This window comes from Histidinibacterium aquaticum, assembly GCF_008710275.1.
Lineage (GTDB): Bacteria > Pseudomonadota > Alphaproteobacteria > Rhodobacterales > Rhodobacteraceae > Oceanicola > Oceanicola aquaticus.
In genome coordinates this window covers 202,910-229,825 of record NZ_VYQE01000003.1, presented here as the reverse complement: position 1 = coordinate 229,825, position 26,916 = coordinate 202,910, and the positions used below count along the sequence as shown (strand labels likewise).

Sequence of the window (26,916 nt, the reverse complement as noted above, 5' to 3'; positions counted from 1 at the left end):
TGATGTTTCAGCCTCGTGACAGGTTATTCACAGGCGCGCGACGGTGGCGCTCAGGTCACGACGTCGGGGCCACTGCGGCCGGTCCTGCTCCGGATGCCGGAGATCTCTTCCGCCGCTGCGATGACGGGCTCCAGCGCCTCCTGGGGGTCCTGGTCGGTGCGGGCCGGGTCGAGCTCGAGCCGTTCCAGGTAGACCCGGATCGTTGCGCCCTCCGTCCCGGTGCCAGAGAGACGAAAGACGGCGCGGCCGCCACCCTCGAAGAAGATGCGGAGGCCCTGGGCCCTCGCGGTCGAGCCATCGACCGGGTCGGTGTAGGAGAACTCGTCCGCGCCGGTAACCTCGAGCCCGGCGGCCTTGCTGCCGGGCAGACTGTCGAGCCGGTCGCGGATGCCGTCGATGATGTCGTTGGCAAGGTCGCTCTCGACCGCCTCGTAGTCGTGGCGCGAATAGTAGTTGCGGCCGAAGCGGGCCCAGTGATCGGCCATGACCTGCGCGACGGGCTGCTTCTTCTCGGCGAGCAGGTTGAGCCAGAGCAGGACCGCCCAGAGCCCGTCCTTCTCGCGGACATGGTCGGAGCCGGTCCCGGCACTCTCCTCGCCGCAGAGGGTGGCGCGGCCCGCGTCGAGCAGATTGCCGAAGAACTTCCAGCCGGTGGGCGTCTCATAGCAGTCGATCCCGATCTCGGCGGCAACCCGGTCGACCGCGCCGGAGGTCGGCATGGAACGCGCGACACCTTTCAGCCCCTCGCGGTAGGCGGGGGCGAGTTGGGCATTGGCGGCAAGCACGGCGAGACTGTCGGAGGGGCCGACGTAGCAGCCCTTGCCGACGATCATGTTGCGGTCGCCGTCACCGTCGGAGGCCGCGCCGAAATCCGGCGCGTCGGGCGACATCATCTCGTCCATGAGGGGCTTGGCCCAGATCGGGTTGGGGTCGGGATGACCGCCGCCGAAATCGGGCGAGGGGGTCGCGTTGACGACAGTTCCGGGCGCCGCCCCGAGTCGGTCCTCGAGGATCGCACGCGCATAGGGGCCTGTGACCGCGTGCATCGCGTCGAAGCGCATGGTGAAGCCGGACTTCAACAGTCCCTTGATGGCATCGAAGTCGAAGATCCGCTCCATCAGGGCGCAATAGGAGGCGACCGGATCGGTGACCTCGACCGTCATCCCGCCGAGGTCACTCTCGCCCTCGGTGGCGAGGTCGATGTCCTGGCTCTCGACGATGCGGTACTGCGCGATCTCCTTCGTGCGGGCGAAGACCTTGTCGGTTACGCTTTCGGAGGCGGGGCCCCCGTTCGGGCCGTTGTACTTCAGGCCGAAGTCCTCGTCGTGGCCGCCGGGATTGTGGCTGGCCGAGAGAATGAGCCCGCCGTCGGTCCCGCGCTCTCGGATCAGGTTGGAGGCCGCGGGCGTGGAGAGCAGGCCCTCGCGACCGACCACGGCACGGGCGGCGCCGTTGGCCGCCATCATCCTCAGGATCACCTGGATCGCGCGGTCGTTGAAGTAGCGTCCGTCGCCGCCGACGACGAGCGTCTTGCCCTCGACCCCGCCGATGCCGTCGAAGATCGACTGAACGTAGTTCTCGAGGTAGTGCGGCTGCATGAAGGTGCGCGTCTTCTTGCGCAGCCCGCTGGTGCCCGGTTTCTGCCCGTCGATCGGTCTCGTCTCGACCGTGATCGTTTCCATGTCGTTCTCCCCCGTCAGGCCTTGCGCAGGATCAGCGCGACAACCGAATTCGCATGGACCTCCAACGGTTTGGTGACCGCGAAAGGTCCGAGCGAGGGGTCCGCCGTGTCCAGCTCGCGGTACCAGATCCAGCCCTCCCTCGGAGAGGGCAGGTCTACCGTCAGCGCCTCTCCGGCATTGAAGACCGCCATGATCGCGTATTCAAGCGCGGCGTATTCCGGCGTGCCGGACGCCGTCCGCATCTCTGCGATGAGGTGGCGGCGTTCCGGGTCCTGCCAGTCCTCCTCGGTCATCAGGGAGCCGTTCGACTTGCGCCAGAAGAGGTCGGGCACCCCGTCGATCAGCCGCTCGCGGGCGTGAAGGAAGCGCTTCTGGCGCAGGATCGGGTGGCTCTTGCGGAACTGGATGATCTGCCGGACGAAGTCGAGGAAGGCCGGGTCGGCGCCTTCCCAGGTGACCCAGCCGATCTCGTTGTCCTGGCAGTAGGCGTTGTTGTTGCCGCCCTGCGAATTGCCGAGTTCGTCGCCGGCGAGCAGCATGGGCGTGCCCTGGCTGAGCAGGAGGGTCGCCAGCATGTTGCGGCGGCGGCGGGCCCGGAGAGCGGTGACGGCCTCGTTCGAGGTTGGCCCCTCGATGCCGCAGTTGTCGCTGGCGTTGTGGTCGTGGCCGTCGGCGTTGTTCTCGCCATTGGCCTCGTTGTGCTTCTGGTTGTAGCTGACGGTATCCATCAGGGTGAAACCGTCGTGGCAGGTGACGAAGTTGACGCTGGCCGTCGCCGGCCGGCCGTCGTGGTCGAACCGCACCGCCGAGCCCGAGACCCGGTTCGCGAGCCGCGCCACGAGGCCGGGATCGCCCCGCCAGAAGCCGCGCACCTGGTCGCGAAAGCGGTCGTTGTGCTCTCCCCAGGGGTTGGGGAAGGCGCCGAGCTGGTAGCCGCCGGGGCCCACGTCCCAAGGCTCACCCATCAGCTTGACGCGGGACAGGACCGGGTCCTGCCGGATCGCCTGGAAGAAGGCGCTGTTGCGGTCGAAGCCGTGCGCGGTGCGGCCCAGCGAGGCGGCCAGGTCGAAGCGGAAACCGTCGACGTGGAAGGTCTCGACCCAATAGCGCAGGCTGTCGAGGATCATGCGGAGCACCATCGGATGCTCGGTGTTCAGCGAGTTCCCGGTGCCGCTGTCGTTGATGTAGTAGCGCGGGCTTTCGGCCAGCCGGTAGTAGCTGAGGTTGTCGAGCCCACGAAAGGAGAGCGTGGGCCCGAGGTGGTTGCCCTCGCCGGTGTGGTTGTAGACCACGTCGAGGATCACCTCGATCCCGGCACCGTGGAAGCGGCGGACCATCTCCTTGATCTCCGCCTCCTGGCCGCCGCTCATGTAGCGTGGCTCGGGCGCGAAGAAGCCGATGCTCTGATAGCCCCAGTAGTTCGTGAGACCCTTCTCGATCAGGTGTTCGTCGTTGACGAAGGCATGGATCGGAAGGATCTGGATCGCCGTGATGCCGAGCCAGGTCAGATGCTCCAGCATCGGGTCTGACGCGAGGGCGGCATAGCTGCCCGGCCGGTCGATGCGCGGGTGCTGCATCGTCAGGCCCTTGACGTGCGCCTCGTAGAGGATGGTCTCGGACATCGGGGTTTCCGGCGGGCGGTCGTCCTGCCAGTCGAAACCGTCGTCCTTCGCCACGACCACGCACTTGGGCATTGCCTGGGCGCTGTCGCGTGTGTCGAAGGTGAGATCGGAGTGCTTGGCCGTCACGTCGTAGCCGAAGACCGAGGCCGACCAGCGCGGATGGCCCGTCAGCCGGCGGGCATAGGGGTCGAGCAGCAGCTTGTGCGGGTTGAACCTGTGCCCCTCGTCCGGGCGATAGGGTCCGCTGGCGCGGTAGCCGTAGAGCTGACCAGGCTTCAGCCCGGGAAGGTAGCCGTGCCAGACATGACCGTCCCGCTCGGGCAGGGCGACGTTGATCGCCTCGTTCCCGTCATCGTCGAAAAGGCAGAGGGTCATGCGGGTGGCATGCTGCGAAAAAATGGCGAAGTTGACACCCTCGCCATCGTAGTCCGCCCCGAGCGGATAGGCCCGTCCGGGCCTGATTGCCACGTTTCCTGTCATGCGCTCAATGTCTTAGGGAAAAGTACAGCGAGGCATAGGCCTTTGCGGAGTTTTCCCACCCTACCGGATGCGACATTGCGTTTTTCTGAAGGTCTGCCCAGATTTCCGGCGCTTCCCAGAGGTCGCAGAGCCGGGAGAGCGCGTTGCCGAGGGCGGTGGCCGTCACCGGGTAGAACTGCAGCCCCGTCGCCACCCGGCGCGCCAGTGCCGCGGGCGAGGCGTTGATCACCGTGTCGGCCAGCCCGCCGGTCAGCGCGACCACGGGGATCGTCCTGTAGCGCAGGCCGTAGAGCTGCGTCAGTCCGCAGGGCTCGAAACGCGAGGGCACGAGGATCGCGTCGCCACCCGCGATGAGCCGGTGCGACAGCGCTTCGTCGTAGCCGATGCGGACGGCCACGCCGGGCTGTGCGGAGAGATCCTGGAAGGCCTCCTGGATCGCCGGCTCGCCGGAGCCCAGCAGTGCAAGCTGGCCGCCGCGGGACAGGAGCGCTGGCAGGGATTCCAGCAGCAGGTCCATCCCCTTCTGCCCGGTCAGCCGCGAGATCACGACGCAGAGCGGGCCGCCGCTGTCCGGCAAGCCGAGCTCCTCGCGCAGGGCGGCCTTGTTGCGCGCCTTGCCGCGAGGCGTCTTGTAGGGCGCGATATGGGGGTCGGTCGCCGGGGACCAGACGCCCTCGTCGATGCCGTTGAGGATACCGGAGAGATCGCCGGCGCGTGCCCGCATCATCCCCTCCATCCCCATGCCGAACTCCGGGCGCATGAGTTCCTCGGCGTAGGTCGGGGAGACCGTCGTCAGCTTGTCGGCCCAGACCAGCCCGGCCTTGAGCGCCGAGACCTTGCCCCAGAACTCGAAGCCCTCCGGGTTGAAGTCCGAGGGCACGAGCCGCAGCGCGCCGATCCGTTCGGGCGGGGCGAGGCCGTGGAAGGCGATGTTGTGGATCGTCAGGATCGTCGGCGTCGGCTTGTCGCGCAGGTAGTAAGGCACGAGCCCCGCCTGCCAGTCGTGGCAGTGCACCGCGTCGTAGTCTCCGGCGAGCGCCGCCGCGACCCAGCAGAGCGCCGCGAAGCGCTCGGGGTTGTCCGGCCAGTCATGCCCGTCGGGGCCGAGGTAGATCGAGCCGTCCCGGTCGTAGAGATGCGGCGCGTCGAGGACGAGGAGCTTCAGCCCCGCCGCCTCTCCCCGCAACACGCGCGCCGGGCCACCCATCAGATCGCGTTCCTCGTGCACCGCCTCGGCCCCCGCCAATGCCGACAGGACGGCGGGGTAACCCGGCAGGAGCGTCACCATCTCCACGCCCTCGGCCGCCAGTGCGCCGGGCAGGGCGCCCGCCACGTCGGCGAGGCCGCCCGTCTTGACGAGCGGGGCGCATTCCGAGGCGACCGAGAGGATCCTCACTGCGCGGCCAGCCATTTCTCGACCATCGGCGCGGTGATGAGCGTGGTGCCCTTCTCGGAGACCCGGAAGAACTTGGCGTCCTCGACCGGGTCCTCGCCCACGACGAGGCCCTCGGGAATCTCCACGCCGCTGTCGATCACCACCTTCCGCAACCGGGCCGATCGGTTGACCACCACGCGCGGCAGCACGACGGCATGATCGAGCACCGCGTAACTGTTGGTGTGAACCTGGGTGAAGAGCAGCGAGTTGCGCACCTCGGTCCCAGAGATGATGCAGCCGCCGGAGACCATGGACGAGATCGCCATGCCCCTCCGGTCACGCTCGTCGTGGATGAACTTCGCGGGCGGGACGCTCTCGGAGTAGGTCCAGACCGGCCACTTGCGGTCCCAGAGGTCGAGGTCCGGGGTGAAGTTCGTCAGGTCGATATTGGCCTGCCAGAAGGCATCTACGGTGCCCACGTCCTTCCAGTAGGTCGGCGCGCCCTCGTCCCGCACGCAGCTGTCGTCGAAGCGGTGGGCCACGGCCTTGCCGTTCTTGACGATGGCCGGGATCAGGTCGTGGCCGAAGTCATGGCTCGAATTGGTGTCGTCGGCGTCGCGCAGCAGCAGGTCCCGCAGGAAGGGGTAGCTGAAGACGTAGATGCCCATGGAGGCCAGCGCGACCTCCGGATCATCGGGCGTGCCCGGCGGATCGGCGGGCTTTTCCAGGAAGTCGGTGATCTGCCCCTTGGCGTCCGTCGCCATGACGCCGAAGGCCGTGGCCTCGGCGCGGGGAACGGTCAGGCAGCCCACGGTGACGTCGGCCTTGGTCTCGACGTGCTGACGGAGCATCAGCTCGTAGTCCATCTTGTAGATGTGGTCGCCCGCGAGGATGACGATGTAGTCGATGTCGTAGTCGTCGATGATGTCGATGTTCTGGGTCACCGCGTCTGCGGTGCCGCGATACCAGGCCTCGCCGCCCATGCGCTGCGAGGCGGGCATGATGTCGAGGAACTCGTTGCGCTCGGCCCGGAAGAAGTTCCAGCCGCGCTGGCAGTGCCGGATCAGGCTGTGCGCCTTGTACTGCGTGGCGAGCGCCATCTTGCGGATGCCGCTGTTCATCGCGTTCGACAGGGCGAAGTCGATGATCCGGGCCTTCCCGCCGAAGTAGACCGCCGGTTTCACCCGCCGGTCCGTCAGCTCCTTGAGCCGCGAGCCGCGGCCGCCCGCCAGCACGAAGGCCATCGAGCGCTGCGTGAGTCGTCTGCTATCCATCGGTGATCCTCCCTTGCCGCGCCGGCCGAAGCGGCGCCCTCCAAGTGACCACGTAGGGCGCTTGGTATCAAAGGGTAAAGTCGGCGGGCAGGGCCTTCTCGATCACGCGCATGGCGTTGGGAATATCGTTGCGCTCCGCGCGCTGCGTGGCGGCCGTGCGCGAGAAGCCGTGGCTCAGCCATCGGTGGATCAGGCGGGCGCGCAGGTCGGGCAGGGGGACGTCGATGCGGACGGAGACGTCCCAGAGCGTCGCGAGGCGGGACCACGGAAGCTCGTTGAAAAGCAGGTAGTTGCCCTCGACGATCACCACCTGGGCGTCGGCCGGCACCACAAGCGCGCCCGCGATGGCGATGTCGCGCGGGCGGTCAAAGACCGGCAGCACCACTTCCTGCCCCTCGGAGACCTGGCGCATGGCGTTGAGAAAGCCCAGCCCGTCGAAGGTCTCGGGCGCGCCCTTGCGGAGCTTGAGGCCGCGTTCGTCGAGCACGCGGTTGTCGAGGTGGAAGCCGTCCATCGGCACCACGGCGCAACGCACCTTCTGCAGGGTCAGCCGCCTGCCGAGCTCCTTGGCGAGCGTGGATTTGCCGCTGCCCGGCGCACCGGCCATGGCCACCATGACCCGCGGCTGCTGCGCACGGGCGTCATGGATCGCCTCGGCCAGGATGTTGACCTGGGGGGTCACGTCGATCATCGAACGCCGGTTCCGCTGTCTCTGCTCGATCTGCCTCGAGCGATCATTAACCCTACTGGAGGCTTGGCTGCGAGGCCTGTGCGCCCCGCTTGCGGCAATTTGCCGACGGCCATGGCCTTGAAGCCGCGACTGCCCCTGCGTAAATAATAGCAAGTCCGAAAATCGATACGCCCTCGGCCCCGTCGGGCGGGTGCCGCGAGCTTTGACGAGTTACCGATCGGTGACAATTTAGGCGTATCGCCGGGAATGCGGGCACTTGGCCGAGACGGGACAGATTAAGCGGATTTACCCTTCGGAAGTCGTCGCTGATCACGGAACTCTCGTCGCGATTTCGCCTTATATATGGGCAGCGCAAGCTGCGGGGAGAGAGAGATGTATTACGAGATGATCGGGTTTATGGCAGAGCCGCACGGCGAGGGACCTTGCGAGGTCGAACTGCCGCAGATCGATCTCGGTGCATCGGCCGTTTTCCTCGATTTCGACGGGACCCTCGTGGATATCGCCGACACGCCCTCCGGCGTTCTCGTCCCGGACGATCTCCCCAAGCTGCTGACCTCCCTCTCGGAACAGACCGATGGCCGTCTCTGCATCGTCACCGGCCGGCCGGTCGAGGACGTGTCGCGGTTTCTCGGCGGCTTCGAGGGCCACGTCATCGGCAGCCACGGCGCGGAAGAGCGGGTCGGGTCCGAGATGTGGCGCCACGACCTCGCCGGCAGCGACGTGGTCAGCCGCCTTGGCGACATGGCCGAGGCCTTTGCCGCGACGCACTCCGGCCTCGTGGCCGAGCGCAAGCCGACCGGCGTCGTGCTGCATTTCCGCCAGGTGCCGGAGCAGGAGCCCGACGTCTACGCCTTCCTGCACGCGCTGGAGCAGTCGCACCAGGAGTTCGACCTGCACCATTCCAAGATGGCCTACGAGCTGCGCCCCAAGGGGATCAGCAAGGACGCCTCGATCAAGCGGCTGATGGAGAGCGAGGCCTTCAACGGTCGCCGCCCGATCTTCTTCGGCGACGACGTGACCGACGAGCCGGCGTTGCACTGGGTCAGCTCCCAGGCCGACGGCATTGCCGTGAAGGTCGGCCCCGGAGATACCGCCGCGGGCTTCCGCGTCCCCGACACACAGGCCGCCCGGACCGCGCTGAAGATCTGGGCGGGGCTGGAGGCGGAGGCCGGAGTCTGAGCCATGGCCGAACCGCGCTTAGTTGTCGTTTCCAACCGTATTCCCACCGATGCCCAGCCGGCCGGCGGCCTTGTCGTGGCGCTTCACGAGGCGCTCGAAAGCCGTGGCGGCGTCTGGATCGGCTCGTCGGGCAACATGGTCGACACCCCCGGCCCGCTGCGCGAGATCAGCCCCGAGGGATCGGTCTATACGCGTCTGGCCTATGACCTGACGCACGACGAGCATAAGGGCTTCTACCTCGGGCACGCCAACTCGGTCATCTGGCCGCTCTTCCACCACCGCGCCGACCTGATCGACGTGAGCGAAGAGAGCCGCCGGCAGTACATGGGCGTGAACGCGCGCGTGGCGGAGATGATCGCGGAGGTGCTGGAGCCCACGGACATCCTCTGGATCCACGACTACCACTTCCTTCCGCTGGCCAACGAGCTTCGCAAGCGCGGGGTGGGGAACCGGATCGGGTACTTCCTGCACATCCCGTTCCCGAACCCCTCCGACATCGCCGCCCTGCCGGACCGCAAGCAGCTCGGCGCCTGGATTTCGGCCTATGACCTCATCGGCCTCCAGACCCAGCGCGACGTCTCCGCCTGCCTCGAATGGCTGCGCTCGGACACCGACGCGGAGTTCACGCTGCGCGGCCGGATGAAGCTCGACGGGCGGTTCTTTGAGGTCCGCTCCTTTCCCATCGGCATCGACGTCGACGCCTTCCAGAAGGCGGCGGACGAGGCGGATATCCGCATCACCGACCTGCCTCCCGATCAGAAATTGGTGCTGGGCGTGGACCGGCTCGATTACTCCAAGGGTCTGCCGAACCGCTTCGAGGCCTTCGGCAAGTACCTCGGCCTGCGCGACCGGGACGGTCCGCGCGCGACCATGCTCCAGATCGCGCCGCCCTCCCGCGAGGACGTGGAGGCCTACCGCGATATCCGCGCCGAGCTCGAGAGCATGGCGGGCAGCGTCAACGGCGAGCATGCCGAGATCGACTGGACGCCGATCCGCTACCTGCGCAAGCCGCTCCCGCGCGAGACACTGGCCGGCCTTTACCGCCGCGCCGATCTCTGCCTCGTGACGCCGCTCGCCGACGGGATGAACCTCGTCGCCAAGGAGTACGTCGCGGCCCAGGACGGGGCCGATCCGGGCGTGCTGATCCTCAGCCACTTCGCGGGCGCGGCCGAGCAGCTCGATGGCGCGCTCATGGTCAACCCCTATGACACCGCCGACATGGCGCGGGTCATCGACCAGGCGCTCACCATGTCGCTGCACGAGCGTCATGCCCGCTGGCTTTCCATGATGCAGGTGATCCGCGAGACTGACATCGCCTGGTGGACCGACAGCTACCTGCGCGCGCTGCGGAGCCAGCCGCAGATGCAGGTGGCCTGAGCCGCCACTCCCGCCACAGTCCCTCACGACCCGGTCGCATGCCGCTTGCGGCGGCTGCGCTCCTGCGCCTAGCTGACGGCAAACCAGGCAAGGGAGGGACGGGCATGGCACTGTCCAAGGGCGCGCGCGACCAGATCCGCGACATGATGGACGAGCAGACGATCGAGGACCGGACGAAGATGACCTCGCGTCTCGTCTACCTCGTGGTCCGCAAGGAGGGAGAGGAAGAGCTGGAGCGCACCAACCGCTCGCTCTTCTGGGCCGGGGCCGCGGCGGGCGTGCTCATCAGCTTCTCGGTTCTGGGCGAGGCGGTTCTGAGGACCTACCTGCCGGACGCGCGCTGGGCCTACCTGGTGGAGAACTTCGGCTACAGCTTCGGCTTCATGCTGGTGATCCTCGGCCGGATGCAGCTCTTCACCGAGAACACGATCACCACGGTGCTGCCGCTGATGATCGACCCGATCTGGTCGGTCTTCCGCTCCGTCCTGAGGCTCTGGGGACTCGTGCTATTCGCCAACGTTCTCGGCGCCTTCGTGGCGGCCTTCTTCATGGCCCACACCGGCGGCGTGCCCGAGGAGGTGCTGCCCGCCATCCACTCGCTGTCGGAACACGCCACCGGCATGGGAGCCTGGACGAGCTTCATCCGGGGCATACCCGCGGGCATCCTCGTCGCGGCCATCGTCTGGATGCTCGCGCAGGCCGACGGCGGCGAAGTCGCGATCATCGCCTTCTTCACCTGGCTCATCGCGGCGGGAGACTTCACCCACGTCGTCGCCGGTTCTGTCGAGATGGCCTTCCTCATGGTGTTGGGGGAGCTCGGGCCGGGGCAGGGCATCTTCGAGTTCTTCCTGCCCGTCCTCGCGGGCAATGTCGTCGGAGGTACGCTGATCTTCGCGGCAATGGCCTGGGGCCAGGTCGCGGACGAATTCCGCTCCGAGGAAAGGTAAGGCCCCAGCGGCGGAACAACCCGGGGCCCCGGCCTGTTGTACGATGTCAATTGATAATGGTCAGGGCCCCCACACATGGCGAATGAAGCCGAGCATCCTCCCTTTTCGGGACACAAGAGACGGCAGGAGCCCCGAAGCGCGGAAGAGCGCGACCACCAGGAGAGGGCCGACCGTCACAAGGAACAGACCGAGGAACAGCACGTCGAGAGCGCGACGAAGCTCACGTCGAAGCTGGTCTACGAGGTCATCCGCCGCGACGGCGAGGAAGAACTGTCGCGGACCAACCGGTCGCTCTTCGTGGCAGGGCTTTCGGCGGGCGTCCTGATCGGCTTCAGCCTCGTGGCGGAGTCGGTGTTCCGGACCTACCTGCCCGATGCCGAATGGACCTTCCTCGTGGAGAACCTGGGGTACTCCTTCGGCTTCCTGCTGGTGATCCTCGGCCGGATGCAGCTCTTTACCGAGAACACGATCACCGCCGTCCTGCCCGCGCTCCGCGATCCCTGTCTGGACATGCTGTGGCAGGTGTCGCGTCTCTGGGGCGTGGTCCTGGGGGCCAACGTCGTCGGCGCGGCCATCGCGGGGGGCTGGATGGCCTATGTCGGGTCCCTGCCGCCGGAGGTGCAGCCCGCGATCGAGGAGCTGTCGCTGCACGCCACGTCCTTCGGAGCCTGGGAGACTTTCTTGAGGGGCATCCCGGCCGGGCTGCTCGTCGCCGCCATTGTCTGGATGATGCCGCAGGCCGAGGGCGGCGAGGTGTTGATCATCACCATGTTCACCTGGCTGATCGCGGCCGGGGACTTCACCCACGTCATCGTGGGCTCGGTGGAAATCTCCTACCTCGTGGCGAAGGGACTGCTGCCGATCTGGACCGGGATCACCACGTCCTTCCTGCCGATGCTGGCGGGCAACGTGGTCGGCGGAACGGTCATCTTCGCGCTGATGGCCTGGGGCCAGGTGCGCGACGATTTCGTGCCGGGGCAGGGGCGCTGAGCCCCTGCAAATCGCTCATCCGAAAAAAGCTGAAAAAAAGTTCGAACCCGCCGGAACTGAAGTCATGGGCAACGGTTGGGGCAGTGACAGAGGCGGTCAGGCCTCTGACAGAAGACCACACCGACCGCGGCACGTTCCCTGTCCCCTCGTCCCTCAATGCCGCGGTCGGTGGCGGTCTAACCCCCAGAAGATACAGGCAGACGAGGCGCGAGATGGCCGAGAAAAACGGAGCGCCGTCCATCAAGGACGAAGATACGTACCAGGAGCTTCGCAAGCAGGGCGAGTCCAAGGAGAAGGCCGCCCGGATCGCGAACGCGCAGGCGAACGACAGCCAGAACCCGTCGAAGAAGGGCGGACAGAACCCTCCCTACGAGGACTGGTCGGTCGAGGATCTCTATGAGCGCGCCCAGGAAATCGGCATCGAGGGCCGGTCCGACATGGACAAGGACGAGCTCATCAAGGCGCTGCGCTCGCACTGACCGTCCAAATTTGGACAGACAGTCAAGCACCTGAAAAGAAAAGAGAAACGATCGGACACGCGGCCCGCCGGGCCGCGTTCGCGTTTCCGGCCTTCAGGCGTCGGGGCCGATCCGGCCCAGGTGCGTGGCCGTGAAGCCCTCGGGCAGCTTCAACCCGTACCCCAGCATCCTGTCGAACCCCGAATGCGCCAGCCAGAGCGCGCCGAGCGCGGCGACGACCGGCATCCCCGCGAGCACGCCGAGTCCGAGGAGGCCGGCGCCGAAGCCGTAGATGTGCACGGAATTGTAGAGCGCCGCGCCCACCTTCGGCCCGCCGAGATATCCGGCGAAGCTGAGGTCGGGGGCGAAGAAGAGCAGGACGGCCGCCCACCACGCGAGGCCCGATCCGGTCTGCCAGAAGATCAGCAGCCCGCCCAGGAAGACGAGCAGTCCTTCGGCGCGTTGCCAGCCGAGAGCACGGTCCATGATGCGCTCCTGTCGCGAGGGGTCTCCACGGCGATTACAGCCGCGCGACGGACCCGCCAACAAGAAAAGGCCGCGGCGCGAGATGCGCCGCGGCCCTTGTCGAATAGCCGTCGACCGGCTCAGTGGTCGCAGTGGATTTTCTCGTCCGGCACGCCCTTCTTGTAGAGGATCGACTTGATGTCGTCCTCGAAGGGGCGAGGGCCGCAGACGTAGAATTCCTCGCGCCAGCCATGCAGGACCTCGTCGAGGAATTCCTCGTCGATCCGGCGGTTCGGGTAGGCTTCGGTCTTTTCGTCGGTGATGGTGAAGATCGTCGACAGCCCGGGCATCCCGACCAGCTCGTCGTGCAGGATGATGTCATCGGCCGTGTCGTTCGACAGGATCAGAGTGGAGCCGTCGAGGCTGCCCTCGCGCCGCACCCGGTCGCGCAGGATGGCGATGAAGGGGGTCACGCCCGCGCCAGCGCCGATGAAGATGCCCGGTCCGTGGTCGGTGATGGCGCCCCAGGGCTCGGAAATCATGACCTTGTCGCCGGAGGTCAGCTTGGGGATCCGCGCGGTGACGCCGTCGTGGTCGGGGTAACTCTTGATGGTGAATTCGAGATGGTCCCAGTCGGGCAGGGAGGTCGGCGTGAAAGGCCGCCCCTCGTCACGCCAGCCGTCCATGTCGAGCTTCATCTCGATGGCCTGGCCGGGCTTGATGTCCCAGCCCTCGGGCTTGTCGAAGACGAGCCGGTAGACGTTGTGGGTCTGCTGCTCGATCTCCTTGAGGGTCAGCGTCGTGCTCATGGTGTCTCCTTTTGTCCCGACAACCGCCTGTTCGGTCACCGAGTTCCGGGGTTGCAGCCCGCCGCATCACGTCGTCTCATGCCGCGCGTGGACCACGGGAACCGACTGACATGACGCTGCGCCGGCTATGGCGGATCATTCAGGATGTAGGCGCCGAGATCGAACGGACCAATCTGGGACTGATTTCGGCAGGCTGCGCCTTTTTCGGTGTCGTGGCGATCTTCCCGGCCATGGCGGCGATCGTCGCGCTCTTCGGGCTGATCGCCGACCCGAGCGTCGTCACCGACCAGCTCGAGCTGATGCGGGAGATCATGCCGCAGGACGCCTACGCGATCTTCGCGCGACAGGTCTACAGCCTGCTCGCCACCCAGAGCGATACGCTGGGGTGGGCCTCGGTGCTGTCGCTGGGCGTCGCCCTGTGGTCGGCGCGGCTGGGGGTCGCGGCGATCATGCAGGGCCTGAACGAGATCCACGGGCGCCCCTCGCGGGGCGGCGTGCGGCACGTCTTCGTCGCGCTCCTGCTGACCGCCAGCCTAATCGGCGTGGCGCTGACGGCGCTCGTGGCCGTCGTCATCTCGCCCATCCTGCTGGCCTTCCTGCCGCTCGGCCCCTACGCGACCGTCGCGGCGGAGGCCGTGCGCTGGGCGACGGCGCTGACGGTGCTGCTCGCGGGGCTGGGCATCCTCTACCGTTTCGGGCCGAACGCGAAGGGCGAGCGGCCGCCCTGGTTCACCCCCGGCGCATGGACCGCGGTGATCCTCTGGCTCGCCGCCTCGGTGGGCTTCTCGATCTACCTGTCGAACTTCGGCAACTACAACCGCATCTACGGCTCCATCGGCGCGGTGATCGCGCTGATGATGTGGTTCTACATCTCGGCGTATCTCGTGTTGATGGGGGCAGTCATGAACAAGCAGTTCAGGCTGCGGGCCGAACGCAAGGCGGAGCGGCGGCGCATGGAGGCGCGATCGTCCGGCGAGCCGGTACCGCCAGAGCCCGAGCACGTGTCAGAGGAGGGGGCGCGGAGCGCGGGCTGACTCGGCGTCCATGCCGGTGATCTGACGCAGGGCGTCGATGTCGTGCACCTTCAGCCAGCCCTCCGTCCAGCTTGCCAGCTGCCGGTCGCGGAGGCGCGCGAGAGTCTTGTTCGTGTGCACCAGCGACAGGCCGAGCGCATCCGCCAGGTCCTGCTGGCGATAGGGCATCGGGACCGCGCCGTTCTTCAGCAGGCCGAGCGCGTCGGCGTGTTCGTAGAGGCTGAGGATCGCCCAGGCCATGCGTTCGACTGCGGGGAGCTGGCCGACGCTCGCCAGGGCCTCGCCGAGGAAATGCTCTTCGCTGGCGGCGAGCCAGGTGAGATCGAAGGCCCTCTCGGGATGATTGCGGAAGATCTGGTAGAAGTCGCGGCGTTCGAAGACACAGAGGACCATCTCCGTCGTGGCCTCGACGGAGTGCTGCATCTCCTTCATGACGCCTGCCTGAAGGCCGAGAAACGCGCCGGGAAAGACGAAGTTGAGAACCTGCCGGCGACCGTTGGGCAGTGTCTTGTAACGCAGCCCCTGGCCGCTCAGCGCGGTAAAGAGCTGGGGCGAATTCGACCCCTCCAGCAGGATCTGAGCTCCCGCGCCGATGCGAAGCTCGCCTGTCTTGAACTTGCGCGTGAAAGCCACTTCATCTTCGCTCATGTCGAGGAAGATGTCCTTCCTGCGGAGCGGGCAATTCTTACAGTCCGTCGGCATCCGTCAAAAACTCTCTACCCTATGTCAAAGTTTAATGCCGATTGCGCACGAGTAGTTCCATAATGTGCAGATGACGATGGACCTACCTCCGCTCCGGATCCTGATCGCGGAGCCGACTCGCGTCGTGGCGATGGACCTGCGCGACGAGATCATGGAGCATTGCCCCACGGCCGATATCGTGCTCGTGCACGATACTCATGCGCGCCTGCCGGAGGGCGGGGCCGACCTGGTGATCTGGGGGCTGGGCCGCGCCACCGAAGAACTGCGGGACCTCTTCGACGCGGCGCGGGCGCGGGCGATGCGCACGGTCTATCTCATCCTCGATGGCAGGCGCTCCGACGAGGACCTGCCGGTCGGCGTCTGGAAGATGCACTCGCCCTTCGACGCCTCCGACGTGATCGATCACGTCGACGCCTGCCTGTCGTCCGAGCGGGCCGAGAGGCCCGCACGGATCTGAGTCAGCTCCGAACTAGCGGCGGCGGCCCCGGCCCGAGGCGATCCCGGCGGACAGACCCACGATGAACGCCTGCACCGCGGCGGGGAGCATCGCGCTGCTCATGCTGCCGGGAGGCGCGGCGGTCGCCGCGGCCTTGGTCGTGCCACGGGCGGGGATCCGGTGACGCCGCAGCGAGGCGATCCCGAGGATCAGCAGACCGATCCCGAAGAAGCCGCCGCCGATGATCAGCGCGGCGGTCAGGGCATCGGTCGCCGCGGCGAGCGCGATGAAGCCGGCGGCGCCCAGGAAGCCCAGGCCGATCAGGATCATGAAGGCCCCGACGCCGCCCCAAACGGCCCTTCGGACCGCCAGGGCGATCCGCGCCTGGATCATTTCCAGGAAGATCATTTGCGCGAGGCGAACAGGCCGATGAGGAAGCCGATGGCGGCGGCGATGCCGAGCGCGGTGCCCGGCTGCTCGCGGACCATGTCCTGAGCCTGGCGGCTATAATACTCGGCTTCGTTCTGAAGATGCTCCATGCCGTCCTCGGCGCTGCGGCGGGCGTCCTTCGCGCGGCGCTCGACATCCTTGCGGGTGCTGCGGTAGCGGGACTTGCCGTAGTCGCCCATCGCCTCGGTCAGGTTGGCGAGGTCGGCTTTGAGGGCCTCGATCTGGACGGAGATGTCCTTGAGGGATGCCTCTTTCTCGGCCTTGCTCGCCGCGGTGCTGGCTTGGGTGGTCTGTGAAGCGCTCGCCATATCGGCCTCCTTCGAAATCATGTCATGTGACGTAGGATGGTCTGAACTCCGAACCAGTGTTGCAGGACCACGGGGACGGAGCAACGGCCCGGCCGGAACGCCGGCCGGGCCGGGACATCAGGTGTGCAGCGGCTCCGTGGAGGAGAAGAACATCGCCTGGCTGACTGCCGAGCGGACCTGGTCCTCGCGGTAGGGCTTGGAGATCAGGAAGGCGGGCTCGGGGCGTTCGCCCGTCAGCAGCCGCTCGGGGAAGGCCGTGATGAAGATGACCGGCAACTCGCCAAGATCGGCGAGGATGTCGTTCACCGCATCGATGCCGCTGGAATTGTCCGCCAGCTGGATGTCGGCGAGGATCAGGTCGGGCTTCTCCGTGCGGGCCAGTTCGACCGCCGCGTCGCGCGTCCGGGCGACGCCGGTGATGGCGTGACCCATGTCGGCGACGATGGCCTGAAGGTCCATGGCGATGATCGCCTCGTCCTCGATGATCATGACGCGGCCGGAGACGCTGTCGGCCATCTCGCGTTGCGCAACGTCAACCAGGTGACGCACTTCGCTCTCGCCAATGTCCATGACGAACGCGATGTCGGAAACAGAGAGTTCCTCGATCGTGTTCAGCAGGAGCGCCTCGCGGGTGTTCGCGGTCAGTTTCGCGAGGTGCGTCTGTGCCGCCTGGGCAAGGCCGGTCTCGCCCTCGGCGACCGGGCTTCCGGAGCTGGTCCAGATGCCGTGGAAGACGCGGAAGAGCGCCACGCGGGCCGAAACTTTCTCGGAAAACAAGGACCTGTCTTCCAGAATGGCTTCGAGGGTTGCCGCGGCGTAGGCATCGCCCGACCCCTGACTTCCGGTGAGGGCACGGGCATAGCGCCGAAGGTACGGCAGTTCATTTCCGATAACATTGGCAAGGCTGTTGGCCTCGGAAGTCGACGACATGAAAAAGTGTCCCTTGTCAGATTTTTCGGGAACTAAACCCGGAGACACGACTTAGGTTCCACGGATCGGACGAGCGAAAGCCGCGCCGCGCCGATCTCGTGGACCGAAAGTTTTCAGGGCGAGGTTAAATGACCAAGGGACAGGACCCCAAGGCCGATATCGATGAACATCTTCGGCGAGCCTTCGAGGAAATCCAGAACGATCCCTTGCCCGACAAGCTGATGGGATTGCTGGACAAACTGCGCAAACAGGACGCTGAAGACGAAGATAAGGCACCAGCCTCGTCAGATGCGGATAACAGTTAAGGTTCGGCAGAATGGCAAAGACAGGGCAGGCAAAAACCGGACACAAGGATCCGAAGGACGAGCTCGTGGACCATCTTCCGGCGCTGCGGGCCTTTGCGTTGTCGCTGACGCGCAACGGCGCCGCTGCGGACGATCTGGTTCAGGACACGGTCGTGAAGGCCTGGAGCAACTTCGACAAGTTCGAGCCCGGGACGAACCTTAGGGCCTGGCTCTTCACGATCCTCCGCAACACCTTCTACTCCGGCCGGCGCAAGGCGAAGCGCGAGGTCGCCGACGTCGACGGCGCCTTCACCAACGGGCTCGCCGAGAAGCCGGAGCATGACGGCAAACTGCAGATGACGGATTTCTTCCGGGCCTTCGCGAAGCTTCCCGAGGAGCAGCGCGAGGCGCTGACGCTCGTCGGCGCGCAAGGATTTTCCTATGAAGAGGCCGCCAGCATGTGCGGCGTCGCCATCGGCACGATCAAGAGCCGGGCCAACCGCGGACGCACGCGTCTGGCCGAGTTGCTCCATATGTCGGACGACGAGAAGATGGAGATGACCGACGGCGCGACCCTTGCGGTCCTTGCGTCGAATGGTACAGGCAATCTGTGAGTGTGCCGGATGAGCGCCAAGAAGAGGGACGCGGCTGGGGCCTGACCTTCCGGGTCATCGCTCTCCTGTCGCTCGCTCTCCTCCCGTTGGGGCTCATTGCGGTCGTGCAGACCCGCGAGTACGAACGCGAGGCGCTCCGCCGCTCCGAACTCGCCCTTCTCGCGCTGACCGAACGCGCCGCATCGCGGCAGTCCGAGCTCATCGCCTCCGCGCGCGGCGTCAGCTTCGCGCTGAGTGGCACCCTGCCGCCGCTGCTCGACGATCCCGATGTCTGCAGCGAGGCCCTCGCCGACGTCATACGGCTGGAAGAGCGCTTCTCCGTGATCGGCTTCCTGCCGGTCGACGGCAACGTGACATGTTCGACGGTCGGCGAGCCCGTCGATCTTCGCGGGTCCGAAACCTACGAGATGCTTCAGGACAACCCTCGCCGCCAGGTGACGGCGACCCGGCGCGGGGTCATCTCTCAGGAATGGGTCGTGGTCGTCACCGAACCCGTCTTCATCGAGGGCAGTTACACCGGGTCTGTCACCGTCTCGATCCCGCACCGCCAGCTGGCGCGGACCGGCAACGAGGACGTGCTGCAGGATGCGGGCACGCGCCCGCTCCAGCTCCTGACGTTCAATTCGGCCGGCGATCTGTTGAGCCAGCTTGTCGGCGAGACGGAACTGACCGAGTCCGAGCTGCCCCCGGGCGAGATGGTGGACATGGCCAGCGATGGCGCACGGGCCTTCACCACGCGCAGCCGCACCGGCGACCTGCGCACCTACGCGGTGACGCCGATCGTGCCGGGCCAGGTCTTCGCACTGGGCATCTGGGAGCCCGAGATCTATCGCTGGAGCGGGCTGCCGGCCGGGCTGTCGGCCATCCTCTTCCCCGTGCTGATGTGGGCGATGAGCCTGATCGTCGCCCTTCTGGCGATGCACCGGCTGGTCCTCGACCACATCCACAAGCTGCGCAGCAAGATGCGCAATTTCGGCCGCTCGCGCCGGCTGGTCGAGACGCCGCCCCGCTTCGGCACGCCCTCCGAGTTCCGCGAGATGGACGCCGAGTTCATGGCGATGGCCGAGAACGTGCTGCGGGACGAGGCGCAGCTCGAGAATGCGGTCCGCGAGAAGAACATCCTGCTGAAGGAGATCCACCACCGGGTGAAGAACAACCTTCAGCTGCTGTCCTCGATCACCTCGATGAAGCGCCGGAAGGCCGAGAGCGAGGAGGCCCGGGGCGTGCTGCGTTCGCTTCAGGACCGGATCCTGAGCCTCGCCGCGATCCACCGCAATCTCTACCTCTCCAAGGACATGACGGCGGTCGAGGCCGAACGCCTCATCAAGGACATCCTGGCGCAGCGTGGCCTGACGCCGGGCCATGCCGAGGTGGCGCTGCGGATCGACCCGGTGCGGCTGGTGCCGCAGCAGGCGGTCCCGCTGTCGCTCTTCGTGGCCGAGGGCCTGTCCCAGGGGATGAGCGAAGACGGCAGCTTCGCGGCAGTCCGGCTTACCCTGACCGAGGGGAACGACCAGATGGTAACGCTCGCGATCGAGGTCGGACCGCGCAAGGCGGGGATCGACCTCAGTGACGCGGCTGTCGGAGAGAGCCTCATGGCAGCCTTCGCCGACCAGCTCGGCGGATCGCTCGAACGGACCGACCTCGGCGAAGGGCGCGAGCGTCTTGCCGTGCGCTTCCGCGCGATCAGCGCCGTTCCGGACGCTATGGATTACTGACAGATGGCTTCTCTCGTAGACACCCGGATCCTGCTGACCGCTCAGGAGGCCTATCCCGCATTCGAGGAGAAGGTCGCCGCGGCGCAAAGCGAGATCTACGCCTCCTTCCGGATTTTCGATCCCTTCACGAGGCTGCGCTCGAAGGCCGGGCGCGCGCTGGGGAAGGACTGGTTCGAACTGATCGCCGCCAAGCTGGCGGACGGGGTGGCGATCACGCTACTGCTCACGGACTTCGATCCGGTGGCGCGGCCCGACCTGCACCGGCAAACCTGGGCCAGCCTGCGGGCGCTCTGGGCGGCGGCCGAGATCTCGGGCAAACCGCATCTCCTCACTGCCAAGGCGCTGATGCACCCGGCGCGGACCGGAGGGATGGCGCGGCTCCTCTTCTGGCCGAAGATCATGAGCAAGCTGAAGGCCGAGGCGAAGAAGCTCGCGAAACTCGACGAGACCGCCCGCGAGGAAGCGCTGCGCCTGAGCCCCGGCCTGCGGCCGCTGCTGACGGACAACGGCACGCGTCCGCGGCGCTGGCCTCCGCCCGAGCTGATCCCGGCCACCCACCACCAGAAGCTCGCGGTGATCGACCGTGAGTGGCTCTACATCGGCGGGCTGGACCTGGACGAGCGGCGCTACGACACGCCGACCCACGAGCGCGCGCCGGAAAAGACCTGGCACGACGTGCAGGTGCTCACGCGCGGCGACGTGGTCCGGATCGCCCGGGAACACCTGGAGCATTTCCAGCAGCCGAAATCGGTGCCCCCGCAGCGCGACGACTTCCTGCGGACGATCTCGGTCCGCCGCCGCCGCACGCCCTTCTGGTCGGTCTCGCCGAAGAACCTCGTGAAGGAGCTCTGCACGGCGCATCTGGACGGCATCCGGTCGGCCGAGGATTTCATCTACATCGAGACGCAGTTCCTGCGCTCGCGCAAGATCGCCTCCGCCCTCGTGAAGGCGGCTGAGCGGAACCCCTCGCTCCACCTGCTGGCGATCCTGCCCGCGGCTCCCGAGGACGTGGCTTTCGAGGGGAACAAGGATCTCGACGCGCGCTACGGCGAGTTCCTGCAGGCGCGGGCCATAGCCCGGATCAGCCGGGCCTTCGGCGAGCGCTGCTTCTTCGCCGCGCCCGCCCGGGCCGCCGCTTCGGGCGAGCGGCGCACGCGGCGCGATCACCTCGACGGGGCGCCGATCATCTACGTCCACGCCAAGATCGCCTGTTTCGACGGCGCGACCGGCATCGTCTCCTCGGCGAACCTCAACGGCCGCAGCCTGGGCTGGGACACGGAGGCCGGCCTGCGTCTCCGCGATCCGGAGCTCGCGGCGACGCTTCAGCAGCGGTGCCTGGCCCACTGGGCCGGTCCCGACCGGGTCTTCCGGACCGAGGGCACGGGGGAGCAGATCGTCGACGCGGTGCGCTCGGCATCCAAGGCCGACAGGGACCGCGCGCCCGAAGACCGCAAGGGATTGCTGCTGCCCTACGACGTTGCGCCGGCCCGCCGGTTCGGCCGCAACCTGCCCGGTATGCCCGAGGGCATGGTCTAGGCGGACTGTTCACGCCGCCGTGACATGAAGGGCACGCATGAAGATCGGGTCGGATTGCGTTGATAATGTGGCTGGATCTGGGCAGTCCCCAAAGTTAACGTCTGGGTAATCTACAAAGCTTCGCCCGGAAAACGATGGCGGAGCACCTTGAGGCGGAGCGTCACATGTCAACGATTGAGTTCGTTGTCCGCGACTATGCGGGCAACTTCGACCGTGGGTCCATCGACACCGCGGCCACCGGCGCGAGCATCGCGCTGCCCCGCGGGTCCGAGGTCTCTCTCAACCTCTATCCCGGCCAGATCGCCTCCTTCGCGCGTCAGGGAGAAACCCTCGTCGTGAGGCTCGCCAATGGCGAGGTGCTGACCGTCCAGGGCTACTTCGCCGCCGACGGCACGCAGGTCGCGCAGGTCTACGTCTCCGCGGGCGGCGGGCTTCACTATGTCGAGCTGGTCCCCGGGGAGGGCGACGCCTACTACGCGAGCTTCGAAGACACCGGCGACTTCGGCAAGTTCAACCCGGACGACGCCTTCTTCTTCCTGCGCGGACCCGAGCTGCTGGCCGACGACGCCACGCTGGGAGTCGGCAACGACGACGAGAACGCCGGTATGGTCGGCATGCTGGTCAATCCACTGGTCGGCGGGATCGGCGCCATCGGGCCCCTGGGCTGGGGCGCCGCCGCCGGCGGCGCGGCGGTGCTGGGACAGAGCCTCGGCCGCAGCAGCGACCAGGACGACGGCGGCGACGAACAGGGGATCAGCACCTCGACCGAAACCGACGGCGGCCCGGACGTAGCCATTGGCTCGGGCACCCGCTCGACCGGTCACCTCGTCAACGCCGAGGACATGGCCGACGGATTGACGGTGACCGGCACCGGCACCGCTGGCGGCGAGATCACCGTCGAGGTCGGCGGCCAGACCGCCACGACCACCGTCGACGAGTCCGGCGCATGGTCGGTCACCTATGAAAAGGGCACCTTCGAGGACGGCGAGTACGAGCTTCCGGCGACCGTCACGATCACGACCGAGAAGGGCTCTGCCGCGGCGCAGGACGTCGTTGTGATCGACACCGTCACCGTCGTCACCTTCGAAGCCGAAAAGGTGGAGACCGACGGCATCGTCAATGCCGCCGAGCGCAGCGACGGGGTCACGCTCACCGGTACGACCGAGGCGGGCAGCACGGTCGAAGTGACCGTGAGCGGCAAGAGCTATACCGCCAAGGTCGAGGGCGAGAGCTGGTCACTCGATCTCCCCGCGGGCGATGTCGCGATGGGGACCTACGAGCTCGAGGTGACGGCCACCGCGACCGACGCGGCCGGCAACTCCGCCACGACGACGGGCACCGTGCAGGTGGATACCGATGTCCCCGAGATCCCGCTGGTCTCCTCGCTGGACCGGTCGAGCGATGCCCTCAGGTCCATCGGGATCACCGAGGCGCACGAGGGTCTCGCCGTGACCGCGCTCCATGGTGACGGCACCTCCGAGGACCTTGGCCTGCGCGCCCGGCCCGACCCGGACTACGCCGAGGAGATGGACCTCGTCTTCGACACGCCCGTTCCGGACGGCAGCCAGCTCGTGATCAGTTCCACCGATGCGGCGGGCAACCAGAACGCGACGCTCTTCGTACTCGACGAGGCGGGGACCGACCTGGTGGATCTCTCGGCGCCGGGGCTCTCGGACTTCGACCTGGGCGGCATCGATTTGGCCTTCGCGCTCGACAGCGAGCTCACGCTGACGGCGGAGGACCTCGCGGCCCTTTCGAAGAACGGCAACGACCTGACGATCCACGGCGGGTCCGACGACACCGTCACGATGACCGGGGCAGAGGCCACCGGCGACAGCCAGGCGATCGGAGACGAGACCTACGATGTCTACACGCTCGGCGACGACGGCGGGCGGGTGCTCGTGGACGAAGACATCGTGGTCGTCACCTGAGGTCGGATCCGGCGGCCCGGTTCGGGCCGTCCGACCACGACCCGACCGGCAAGAGGCAAGCCGCGTGAGGCACGAGGGACAGAACGGCAGATCACTGGCGGCGCTCTTCGCGGCGCTCGTCCTCGCGGGGTGCGGGGGCGGCGGCGAGGAGGCGCGCTCGGGCGGCGGTCCGGTCGAGGTGACGCGCTCGGCTTTCGGCGTGCTGGGGCGGGACGAGACGCCGCGGGCAGACGAGGCCCCGGCGCTCGATCCCGCGATGCAGGACGGCTCGACCTCCGAGACCATTTCCGCGCTGCTCGCACGCCGCTCGGTCCTCGCGCCGGGTCCCCTGCGCCAGGTTGCCGACGCGGTGCTGGCCGCCAACAGCCGGAGCGCCGAGGCGGAACTCCGGGCCGCCGCGCTGCGGTCCGAGGCGGCGCAGCGCAACTGGCTCCCACGGATCGGGCCACAGGTCAGCCTGACCTCGCTCGGCGCGGTGGCGAGTTCCCTGCTCCTGGACGCGGTGCTCTACGACCACGGCGGGCGTGTGGCCGAGCGCGACTACGCCCGGGCCGACGTGGAGGTCGCCGCGGTGCGGCTGGCGCAGGACACCAACGTCCGCGTGCTGACCGCGCTCGAGCTCTACCTCGAGGCCGAGGCCGCGCGGGGCAGGGCGGCGGTGACCGAGGCCGCGCTGGTCCGGATGCGCCGCTTCGACCACGTCATGGAAGAGCGGATGGCGGCCGGCGTTTCCGACCGGGCTGACCGGCAGGTCGTCGGACAGAAGCTCTCGCGGATGGAGGCCGAGCTCGCCACCGACCGGGAGGTCGCCGCGACCGCGCTGGCCGAACTTCAGGCGATGGCGGCAGGCCCCGTGGGCGGTCTTTCCGGGCTCTCGCCCGTTTCCGAGCCGCCCCCCGGTACAGCGCCGCTCTCGGTCCTGAAGGCCGAGGCGGAGGCCCAGCGCGCCGAGGCCGAGGCCCGGGTCGCGCGGGCCGGGCAACTGCCGGGCGTCGGCGCCGGGGCCGACCTGGCCGGCGGCTCCGGCGGACTGACCGCGGGCGGCGAGGGCTTCGGCCTCGGCACCCGCGCCCGGATGCAGGCCATCGACGCGGCGCGTGAGGCGGCGCAGGGCGAACTCGCCGAGGCGCGGGAGACCGCAGCGCGCGAACTCGGCCAGATGACCGGCCGCCTCGCCTCCGCCGAGCGCCGGGCGACGGAGGCTGCCGACCTGGCGCGTCAGGCCGGGGAGACCTGGCGGCTCCAGCAGGCCCAGTTCGAGGCCGGGCGGAAGAGCGTCACCGAGGTGATCGGAGCCTTCGAGGCGACCGTGCGCGCCGAGCGGGAGGCCGTGACGGCGGCGCGCGAGGCGCAGCTGCTCCGGCTACGCCTGGCGGCCCGGGCCGGGGTGCTCGTCGACGGAGAGCGGATGTGAGCGGGCCGGTCATCGCCTTCGACCTGACCGCCACGCGCACAGGCCGGGCCATGCCCGAGAGCGATGCCTCCGGGCCCGTGGACCCCGTCCCGCGCCCCGATCCCGAGATCACCGACCGGACGCGCCGCCGCGCCGATCTCGCCACGACCTATGCCGCCCTGCTGGGCGCTGAGCTCCTGCAGGCCGACGTGCTAGAGGCGCTCCGTCCGGAACCGGGGCAGGAGCCGGGCCTGTCCGATATCGCACGCGCGCTCTCCGGGTCCGGTCTCTGGGCCGACATCCGGAGCGGGCAGGCCGCGCGGGCGGAAAGCTGGCCCGCGCTGGCCGAGATGACCTCCGGGCAGATCCTGCTCGTGCTGGGGCAGGAGGGCGAGACGCTCTTCCTCTACGACAGGACCTGCGCGGACAACCGCGCGGAGGTGCCGCTTGCGGAGTTCGCGCCCCATTTCAGCGGCACGCTTCTGCGCGCCGGGCTGCAGACGGAGGAGCTCTCTCGGCGCCACGCCACCGGGGGGCAAACCGCCCACTGGTTCTGGAGCGAGATGCGCGGGCTCTCGCGCTACTTCGGCGAGGTCGCCGTGGCCTCGCTGGTCGCGAACCTGCTGGCCGTCGCCGTCGCGCTGTTCTCGCTGCAGGTCTACGACCGGGTGATCCCGCACCAGTCCTGGTCGACGCTCTGGGTGCTGGCGGCGGGGGCGGGGCTCGCGCTGGTCTTCGAGGCGCTGCTGCGGATCGCCCGCGCGCGACTCATGGACAGCGCCGGCCGCCGGATCGAGCTGCGCATCCAGTCGATGCTCATGGACCGGCTGCTCGGCATGCGCCGCGACCCGGGCGCCGCGCCGCCCTCGGCCACCTTCTCGGCGGTGCGCGAATTCGGCGCGATCCGCGAGTTCTTCACCGCCTCGACCATCGGCACCGTCGCCGATCTGCCGTTCCTCCTGCTCTTCCTCGCTCTCGTCTGGTCCATCGGCGGGCCGGTGGTCTGGGTGCTGGTCGCGGGGGGTGCGCTCATGGTGCTGCCCTCGCTCTTCCTGCAGGGCAGGATGATGCGGCTGACGCGCGAGACCCAGGGTGCGGCGGCCAAGTCGAACCGGCTGCTGCACGAGGTCGTCTACGACGCCGACACGGTGAAGGCCCATCGCGGCGAGGATCGGGTACGGCGGGTCTGGGGCGAGCTGACGGCGCTCGGCTCCCTCGCCACCTCCGGGCAGCGGCGGCTGGCCTCGGGCCTGACCTTCTGGGCGCAGGGCGTCCAGCAGGCCACCTACGTCTGCGCCGTCGTCGCCGGGACCGCGCTCGTGTTCCGGGGCGACTACACCGTCGGCACGATCATCGCGGTCGGGATCCTGACCTCCCGCACCCTCGGTCCGCTGACACAGCTTGCCGGTACGCTCGCCCGCTGGGCCAACGTGCGTGCGGCGCTCGACGCGCTGGATCCCATCGCGCAGGCCGAGCAGCACCGGGCGGAGGGCCGGAGCTACCTGCGGCGCGAGAACCTCACCGGGGCCTTCGATCTGCGCGAGGTCCGCTTCGCCTACGACGAGGAGGGCGGTGCGACGCTGGACATCCCCGCGCTGCGGATCCTGCCCGGGCAGCGGGTCGCGGTGCTCGGTCCCAACGGCTCAGGCAAGTCGACCCTCCTTCGGCTGCTTTCGGGCCTCGGCCGCCCCGCGAGCGGTCGGGTGCTTATCGACGGCGTGGACATGGGCCAGATCATGCCCCGCGACCTGCGCCGGGGGATCGGCTACCTCGGGCAGGACATCCGCCTCTTCGCCGGCAGCCTGCGCGAGAACCTCGACATGACCGGTCTCGTCCGCGACGACGAGCGCCTGTTCGCCGCACTCGACTTCGCAGGGCTCGGCCCCTTCGTCCGTAGTCACCCCAAGGGGCTCGACCTGCTGATCGCCGACGGCGGGGCAGGGCTCTCGACAGGGCAGCGGCAGTCCATCGGCTGGGCGCGGCTCTGGCTGCAGGACCCGCCGGTCGTGCTGCTGGACGAACCCACCGCCGCGCTCGACCAAACGCTGGAGTCGACGCTCGTCTCGCGGCTCGACGGCTGGCTGGAGGGGCGCACCGCGGTGCTCGCGACCCACCGCTTGCCGATCCTGTCGCTCTGCACCCGCACGGTCATCCTGCAGCAGGGCCGGGTGGCGGTCGACGGACCCCGGGACGAGGTGATGGCTCACCTCAAGGCGCGGAAGGGGGCCTGA

The 26,916-nt window shown here is 67.9% G+C and carries 25 protein-coding genes; 14 read left to right on the top strand and 11 right to left on the bottom strand.

The genetic code is table 11. From position 1 onward, the window contains the following. Nucleotides 1-50: 50 nt before the first annotated feature. From F3S47_RS10635 to F3S47_RS10615, 5 genes are all read right to left on the bottom strand, one after another. Entirely contained in the window at nt 51-1,682 is a 1,632-nt protein-coding gene (locus tag F3S47_RS10635) for an alpha-D-glucose phosphate-specific phosphoglucomutase (RefSeq protein ID WP_150445246.1), read from the bottom strand. 14 nt (nt 1,683-1,696) lie between these two features. After that, nucleotides 1,697-3,784: a glycogen debranching protein GlgX gene (glgX, locus tag F3S47_RS10630; RefSeq protein ID WP_150445245.1), complete on the bottom strand. Its 2,088-nt coding sequence runs from the start codon at nt 3,782-3,784 to the stop codon at nt 1,697-1,699. Nucleotides 3,785-3,788: 4 nt separating this feature from the next. Then, the gene (gene glgA / locus F3S47_RS10625; protein WP_150445244.1) at nt 3,789-5,195 is read right to left on the bottom strand and encodes a glycogen synthase GlgA; all 1,407 of its coding nucleotides are present in this window, start codon (nt 5,193-5,195) and stop codon (nt 3,789-3,791) included. Next, nucleotides 5,177-6,433 carry a glucose-1-phosphate adenylyltransferase gene (gene glgC / locus F3S47_RS10620; RefSeq protein ID WP_150445243.1) on the bottom strand — a complete coding sequence of 419 codons (1,257 nt, stop codon included), beginning with the start codon at nt 6,431-6,433 and terminating at the stop codon, nt 5,177-5,179. Before glgC ends, glgA begins: the two co-directional genes overlap by 19 nt. A 67-nt stretch (nt 6,434-6,500) precedes the next feature. Next, on the bottom strand, nt 6,501-7,124 hold the full coding sequence (locus tag F3S47_RS10615) for a nucleoside/nucleotide kinase family protein (RefSeq protein WP_150445242.1): 624 nt from the start codon (nt 7,122-7,124) through the stop codon (nt 6,501-6,503). A 372-nt stretch (nt 7,125-7,496) separates the two neighbouring features. Between F3S47_RS10615 and otsB the strand changes: the two genes are divergently transcribed. The 5 genes from otsB (at nt 7,497) to F3S47_RS10590 (ending at nt 12,096) form a co-directional block, all read left to right on the top strand. Further along, complete coding sequence (gene otsB, locus F3S47_RS10610; protein ID WP_223877792.1) at nt 7,497-8,303, top strand: trehalose-phosphatase; 807 nt, start codon at nt 7,497-7,499, stop codon at nt 8,301-8,303. A gap of 3 nt (nt 8,304-8,306) precedes the next feature. Next, the gene (locus tag F3S47_RS10605) at nt 8,307-9,680 is read left to right on the top strand and encodes an alpha,alpha-trehalose-phosphate synthase (UDP-forming) (RefSeq protein WP_150445241.1); all 1,374 of its coding nucleotides are present in this window, start codon (nt 8,307-8,309) and stop codon (nt 9,678-9,680) included. A 104-nt stretch (nt 9,681-9,784) separates the two neighbouring features. After that, complete coding sequence (locus F3S47_RS10600) at nt 9,785-10,627, top strand: formate/nitrite transporter family protein (RefSeq protein ID WP_223877791.1); 843 nt, start codon at nt 9,785-9,787, stop codon at nt 10,625-10,627. Between the two features lie 75 nt (nt 10,628-10,702). Next, entirely contained in the window at nt 10,703-11,617 is a 915-nt protein-coding gene (locus F3S47_RS10595; protein WP_150445240.1) for a formate/nitrite transporter family protein, read from the top strand. Between the two features lie 212 nt (nt 11,618-11,829). Continuing rightward, the gene (locus F3S47_RS10590) at nt 11,830-12,096 is read left to right on the top strand and encodes a DUF7218 family protein (RefSeq protein WP_150445239.1); all 267 of its coding nucleotides are present in this window, start codon (nt 11,830-11,832) and stop codon (nt 12,094-12,096) included. A 93-nt stretch (nt 12,097-12,189) separates the two neighbouring features. On the opposite strand, the gene F3S47_RS10585 is transcribed toward F3S47_RS10590, so the two are convergent. Together F3S47_RS10585 and F3S47_RS10580 are read right to left on the bottom strand one after the other, a co-directional pair. After that, nucleotides 12,190-12,561 (bottom strand): DUF4260 family protein, encoded by a 372-nt coding sequence (locus tag F3S47_RS10585; protein WP_150445238.1) that lies wholly within the window; start codon nt 12,559-12,561, stop codon nt 12,190-12,192. Nucleotides 12,562-12,680: 119 nt separating this feature from the next. Further along, entirely contained in the window at nt 12,681-13,349 is a 669-nt protein-coding gene (locus tag F3S47_RS10580; protein ID WP_150445237.1) for a ferredoxin reductase domain-containing protein, read from the bottom strand. A 110-nt stretch (nt 13,350-13,459) separates the two neighbouring features. Between F3S47_RS10580 and F3S47_RS10575 the strand changes: the two genes are divergently transcribed. After that, entirely contained in the window at nt 13,460-14,383 is a 924-nt protein-coding gene (locus F3S47_RS10575; RefSeq protein WP_150445236.1) for a YihY/virulence factor BrkB family protein, read from the top strand. Here F3S47_RS10575 and F3S47_RS10570 read toward each other — a convergent pair. After that, nucleotides 14,354-15,085, bottom strand: a complete 732-nt coding sequence (locus tag F3S47_RS10570) for a Crp/Fnr family transcriptional regulator (protein WP_150445235.1) — start codon at nt 15,083-15,085, stop codon at nt 14,354-14,356. The genes F3S47_RS10575 and F3S47_RS10570 overlap by 30 nt on opposite strands. Before the next feature lie 76 nt (nt 15,086-15,161). On the opposite strand from F3S47_RS10570, the gene F3S47_RS10565 reads away from it, so the two are divergent. Further along, the gene (locus F3S47_RS10565; RefSeq protein WP_150445234.1) at nt 15,162-15,542 is read left to right on the top strand and encodes a hypothetical protein; all 381 of its coding nucleotides are present in this window, start codon (nt 15,162-15,164) and stop codon (nt 15,540-15,542) included. 12 nt (nt 15,543-15,554) lie between these two features. Here the strand turns inward: F3S47_RS10565 and F3S47_RS10560 are convergent, their stop codons facing one another. From F3S47_RS10560 to F3S47_RS10550, 3 genes are all read right to left on the bottom strand, one after another. Next, nucleotides 15,555-15,929, bottom strand: a complete 375-nt coding sequence (locus F3S47_RS10560) for a hypothetical protein (RefSeq protein WP_150445233.1) — start codon at nt 15,927-15,929, stop codon at nt 15,555-15,557. Beyond that, entirely contained in the window at nt 15,926-16,300 is a 375-nt protein-coding gene (locus F3S47_RS10555) for a DUF883 family protein (RefSeq protein WP_150445232.1), read from the bottom strand. Before F3S47_RS10555 ends, F3S47_RS10560 begins: the two co-directional genes overlap by 4 nt. A 96-nt stretch (nt 16,301-16,396) precedes the next feature. Beyond that, complete coding sequence (locus tag F3S47_RS10550; RefSeq protein WP_150445231.1) at nt 16,397-17,209, bottom strand: response regulator; 813 nt, start codon at nt 17,207-17,209, stop codon at nt 16,397-16,399. 128 nt (nt 17,210-17,337) lie between these two features. On the opposite strand from F3S47_RS10550, the gene F3S47_RS19400 reads away from it, so the two are divergent. From F3S47_RS19400 to F3S47_RS10520, 7 genes are all read left to right on the top strand, one after another. Further along, entirely contained in the window at nt 17,338-17,514 is a 177-nt protein-coding gene (locus tag F3S47_RS19400; RefSeq protein WP_191090156.1) for a NepR family anti-sigma factor, read from the top strand. 11 nt (nt 17,515-17,525) lie between these two features. Beyond that, nucleotides 17,526-18,107, top strand: a complete 582-nt coding sequence (locus F3S47_RS10545; RefSeq protein ID WP_150445230.1) for an RNA polymerase sigma factor — start codon at nt 17,526-17,528, stop codon at nt 18,105-18,107. A gap of 2 nt (nt 18,108-18,109) precedes the next feature. Beyond that, on the top strand, nt 18,110-19,825 hold the full coding sequence (locus tag F3S47_RS10540; RefSeq protein WP_150445229.1) for a histidine kinase dimerization/phosphoacceptor domain -containing protein: 1,716 nt from the start codon (nt 18,110-18,112) through the stop codon (nt 19,823-19,825). Between the two features lie 3 nt (nt 19,826-19,828). After that, the gene (locus F3S47_RS10535; protein ID WP_150445228.1) at nt 19,829-21,361 is read left to right on the top strand and encodes a phospholipase D family protein; all 1,533 of its coding nucleotides are present in this window, start codon (nt 19,829-19,831) and stop codon (nt 21,359-21,361) included. 164 nt (nt 21,362-21,525) lie between these two features. After that, a complete protein-coding gene (locus F3S47_RS10530) occupies nt 21,526-23,292 on the top strand; it encodes a BapA prefix-like domain-containing protein (RefSeq protein WP_191090155.1) in 1,767 nt (588 codons plus the stop codon). A gap of 64 nt (nt 23,293-23,356) precedes the next feature. Then, entirely contained in the window at nt 23,357-24,706 is a 1,350-nt protein-coding gene (locus F3S47_RS10525; protein ID WP_150445226.1) for a TolC family protein, read from the top strand. After that, complete coding sequence (locus tag F3S47_RS10520; protein ID WP_396279910.1) at nt 24,703-26,916, top strand: ATP-binding cassette domain-containing protein; 2,214 nt, start codon at nt 24,703-24,705, stop codon at nt 26,914-26,916. Before F3S47_RS10525 ends, F3S47_RS10520 begins: the two co-directional genes overlap by 4 nt.

Excerpts from the sequence above, each read along its gene's own strand:
- F3S47_RS10635 (WP_150445246.1), bottom strand. The coding sequence starts at position 1,682 with ATGGAAACGATCACGGTCGAGACGAGACCGATCGACGGGCAGAAACCG.
- glgX (WP_150445245.1), bottom strand. The coding sequence starts at position 3,784 with ATGACAGGAAACGTGGCAATCAGGCCCGGACGGGCCTATCCGCTCGGG.
- glgA (WP_150445244.1), bottom strand. The coding sequence starts at position 5,195 with ATGGCTGGCCGCGCAGTGAGGATCCTCTCGGTCGCCTCGGAATGCGCC.
- glgC (WP_150445243.1), bottom strand. The coding sequence starts at position 6,433 with ATGGATAGCAGACGACTCACGCAGCGCTCGATGGCCTTCGTGCTGGCG.
- F3S47_RS10615 (WP_150445242.1), bottom strand. The coding sequence starts at position 7,124 with ATGATCGACGTGACCCCCCAGGTCAACATCCTGGCCGAGGCGATCCAT.
- otsB (WP_223877792.1), top strand. The coding sequence starts at position 7,497 with ATGTATTACGAGATGATCGGGTTTATGGCAGAGCCGCACGGCGAGGGA.
- F3S47_RS10605 (WP_150445241.1), top strand. The coding sequence starts at position 8,307 with ATGGCCGAACCGCGCTTAGTTGTCGTTTCCAACCGTATTCCCACCGAT.
- F3S47_RS10600 (WP_223877791.1), top strand. The coding sequence starts at position 9,785 with ATGGCACTGTCCAAGGGCGCGCGCGACCAGATCCGCGACATGATGGAC.
- F3S47_RS10595 (WP_150445240.1), top strand. The coding sequence starts at position 10,703 with ATGGCGAATGAAGCCGAGCATCCTCCCTTTTCGGGACACAAGAGACGG.
- F3S47_RS10590 (WP_150445239.1), top strand. The coding sequence starts at position 11,830 with ATGGCCGAGAAAAACGGAGCGCCGTCCATCAAGGACGAAGATACGTAC.
- F3S47_RS10585 (WP_150445238.1), bottom strand. The coding sequence starts at position 12,561 with ATGGACCGTGCTCTCGGCTGGCAACGCGCCGAAGGACTGCTCGTCTTC.
- F3S47_RS10580 (WP_150445237.1), bottom strand. The coding sequence starts at position 13,349 with ATGAGCACGACGCTGACCCTCAAGGAGATCGAGCAGCAGACCCACAAC.
- F3S47_RS10575 (WP_150445236.1), top strand. The coding sequence starts at position 13,460 with ATGACGCTGCGCCGGCTATGGCGGATCATTCAGGATGTAGGCGCCGAG.
- F3S47_RS10570 (WP_150445235.1), bottom strand. The coding sequence starts at position 15,085 with ATGCCGACGGACTGTAAGAATTGCCCGCTCCGCAGGAAGGACATCTTC.
- F3S47_RS10565 (WP_150445234.1), top strand. The coding sequence starts at position 15,162 with ATGGACCTACCTCCGCTCCGGATCCTGATCGCGGAGCCGACTCGCGTC.
- F3S47_RS10560 (WP_150445233.1), bottom strand. The coding sequence starts at position 15,929 with ATGATCTTCCTGGAAATGATCCAGGCGCGGATCGCCCTGGCGGTCCGA.
- F3S47_RS10555 (WP_150445232.1), bottom strand. The coding sequence starts at position 16,300 with ATGATTTCGAAGGAGGCCGATATGGCGAGCGCTTCACAGACCACCCAA.
- F3S47_RS10550 (WP_150445231.1), bottom strand. The coding sequence starts at position 17,209 with ATGTCGTCGACTTCCGAGGCCAACAGCCTTGCCAATGTTATCGGAAAT.
- F3S47_RS19400 (WP_191090156.1), top strand. The coding sequence starts at position 17,338 with ATGACCAAGGGACAGGACCCCAAGGCCGATATCGATGAACATCTTCGG.
- F3S47_RS10545 (WP_150445230.1), top strand. The coding sequence starts at position 17,526 with ATGGCAAAGACAGGGCAGGCAAAAACCGGACACAAGGATCCGAAGGAC.
- F3S47_RS10535 (WP_150445228.1), top strand. The coding sequence starts at position 19,829 with ATGGCTTCTCTCGTAGACACCCGGATCCTGCTGACCGCTCAGGAGGCC.
- F3S47_RS10530 (WP_191090155.1), top strand. The coding sequence starts at position 21,526 with ATGTCAACGATTGAGTTCGTTGTCCGCGACTATGCGGGCAACTTCGAC.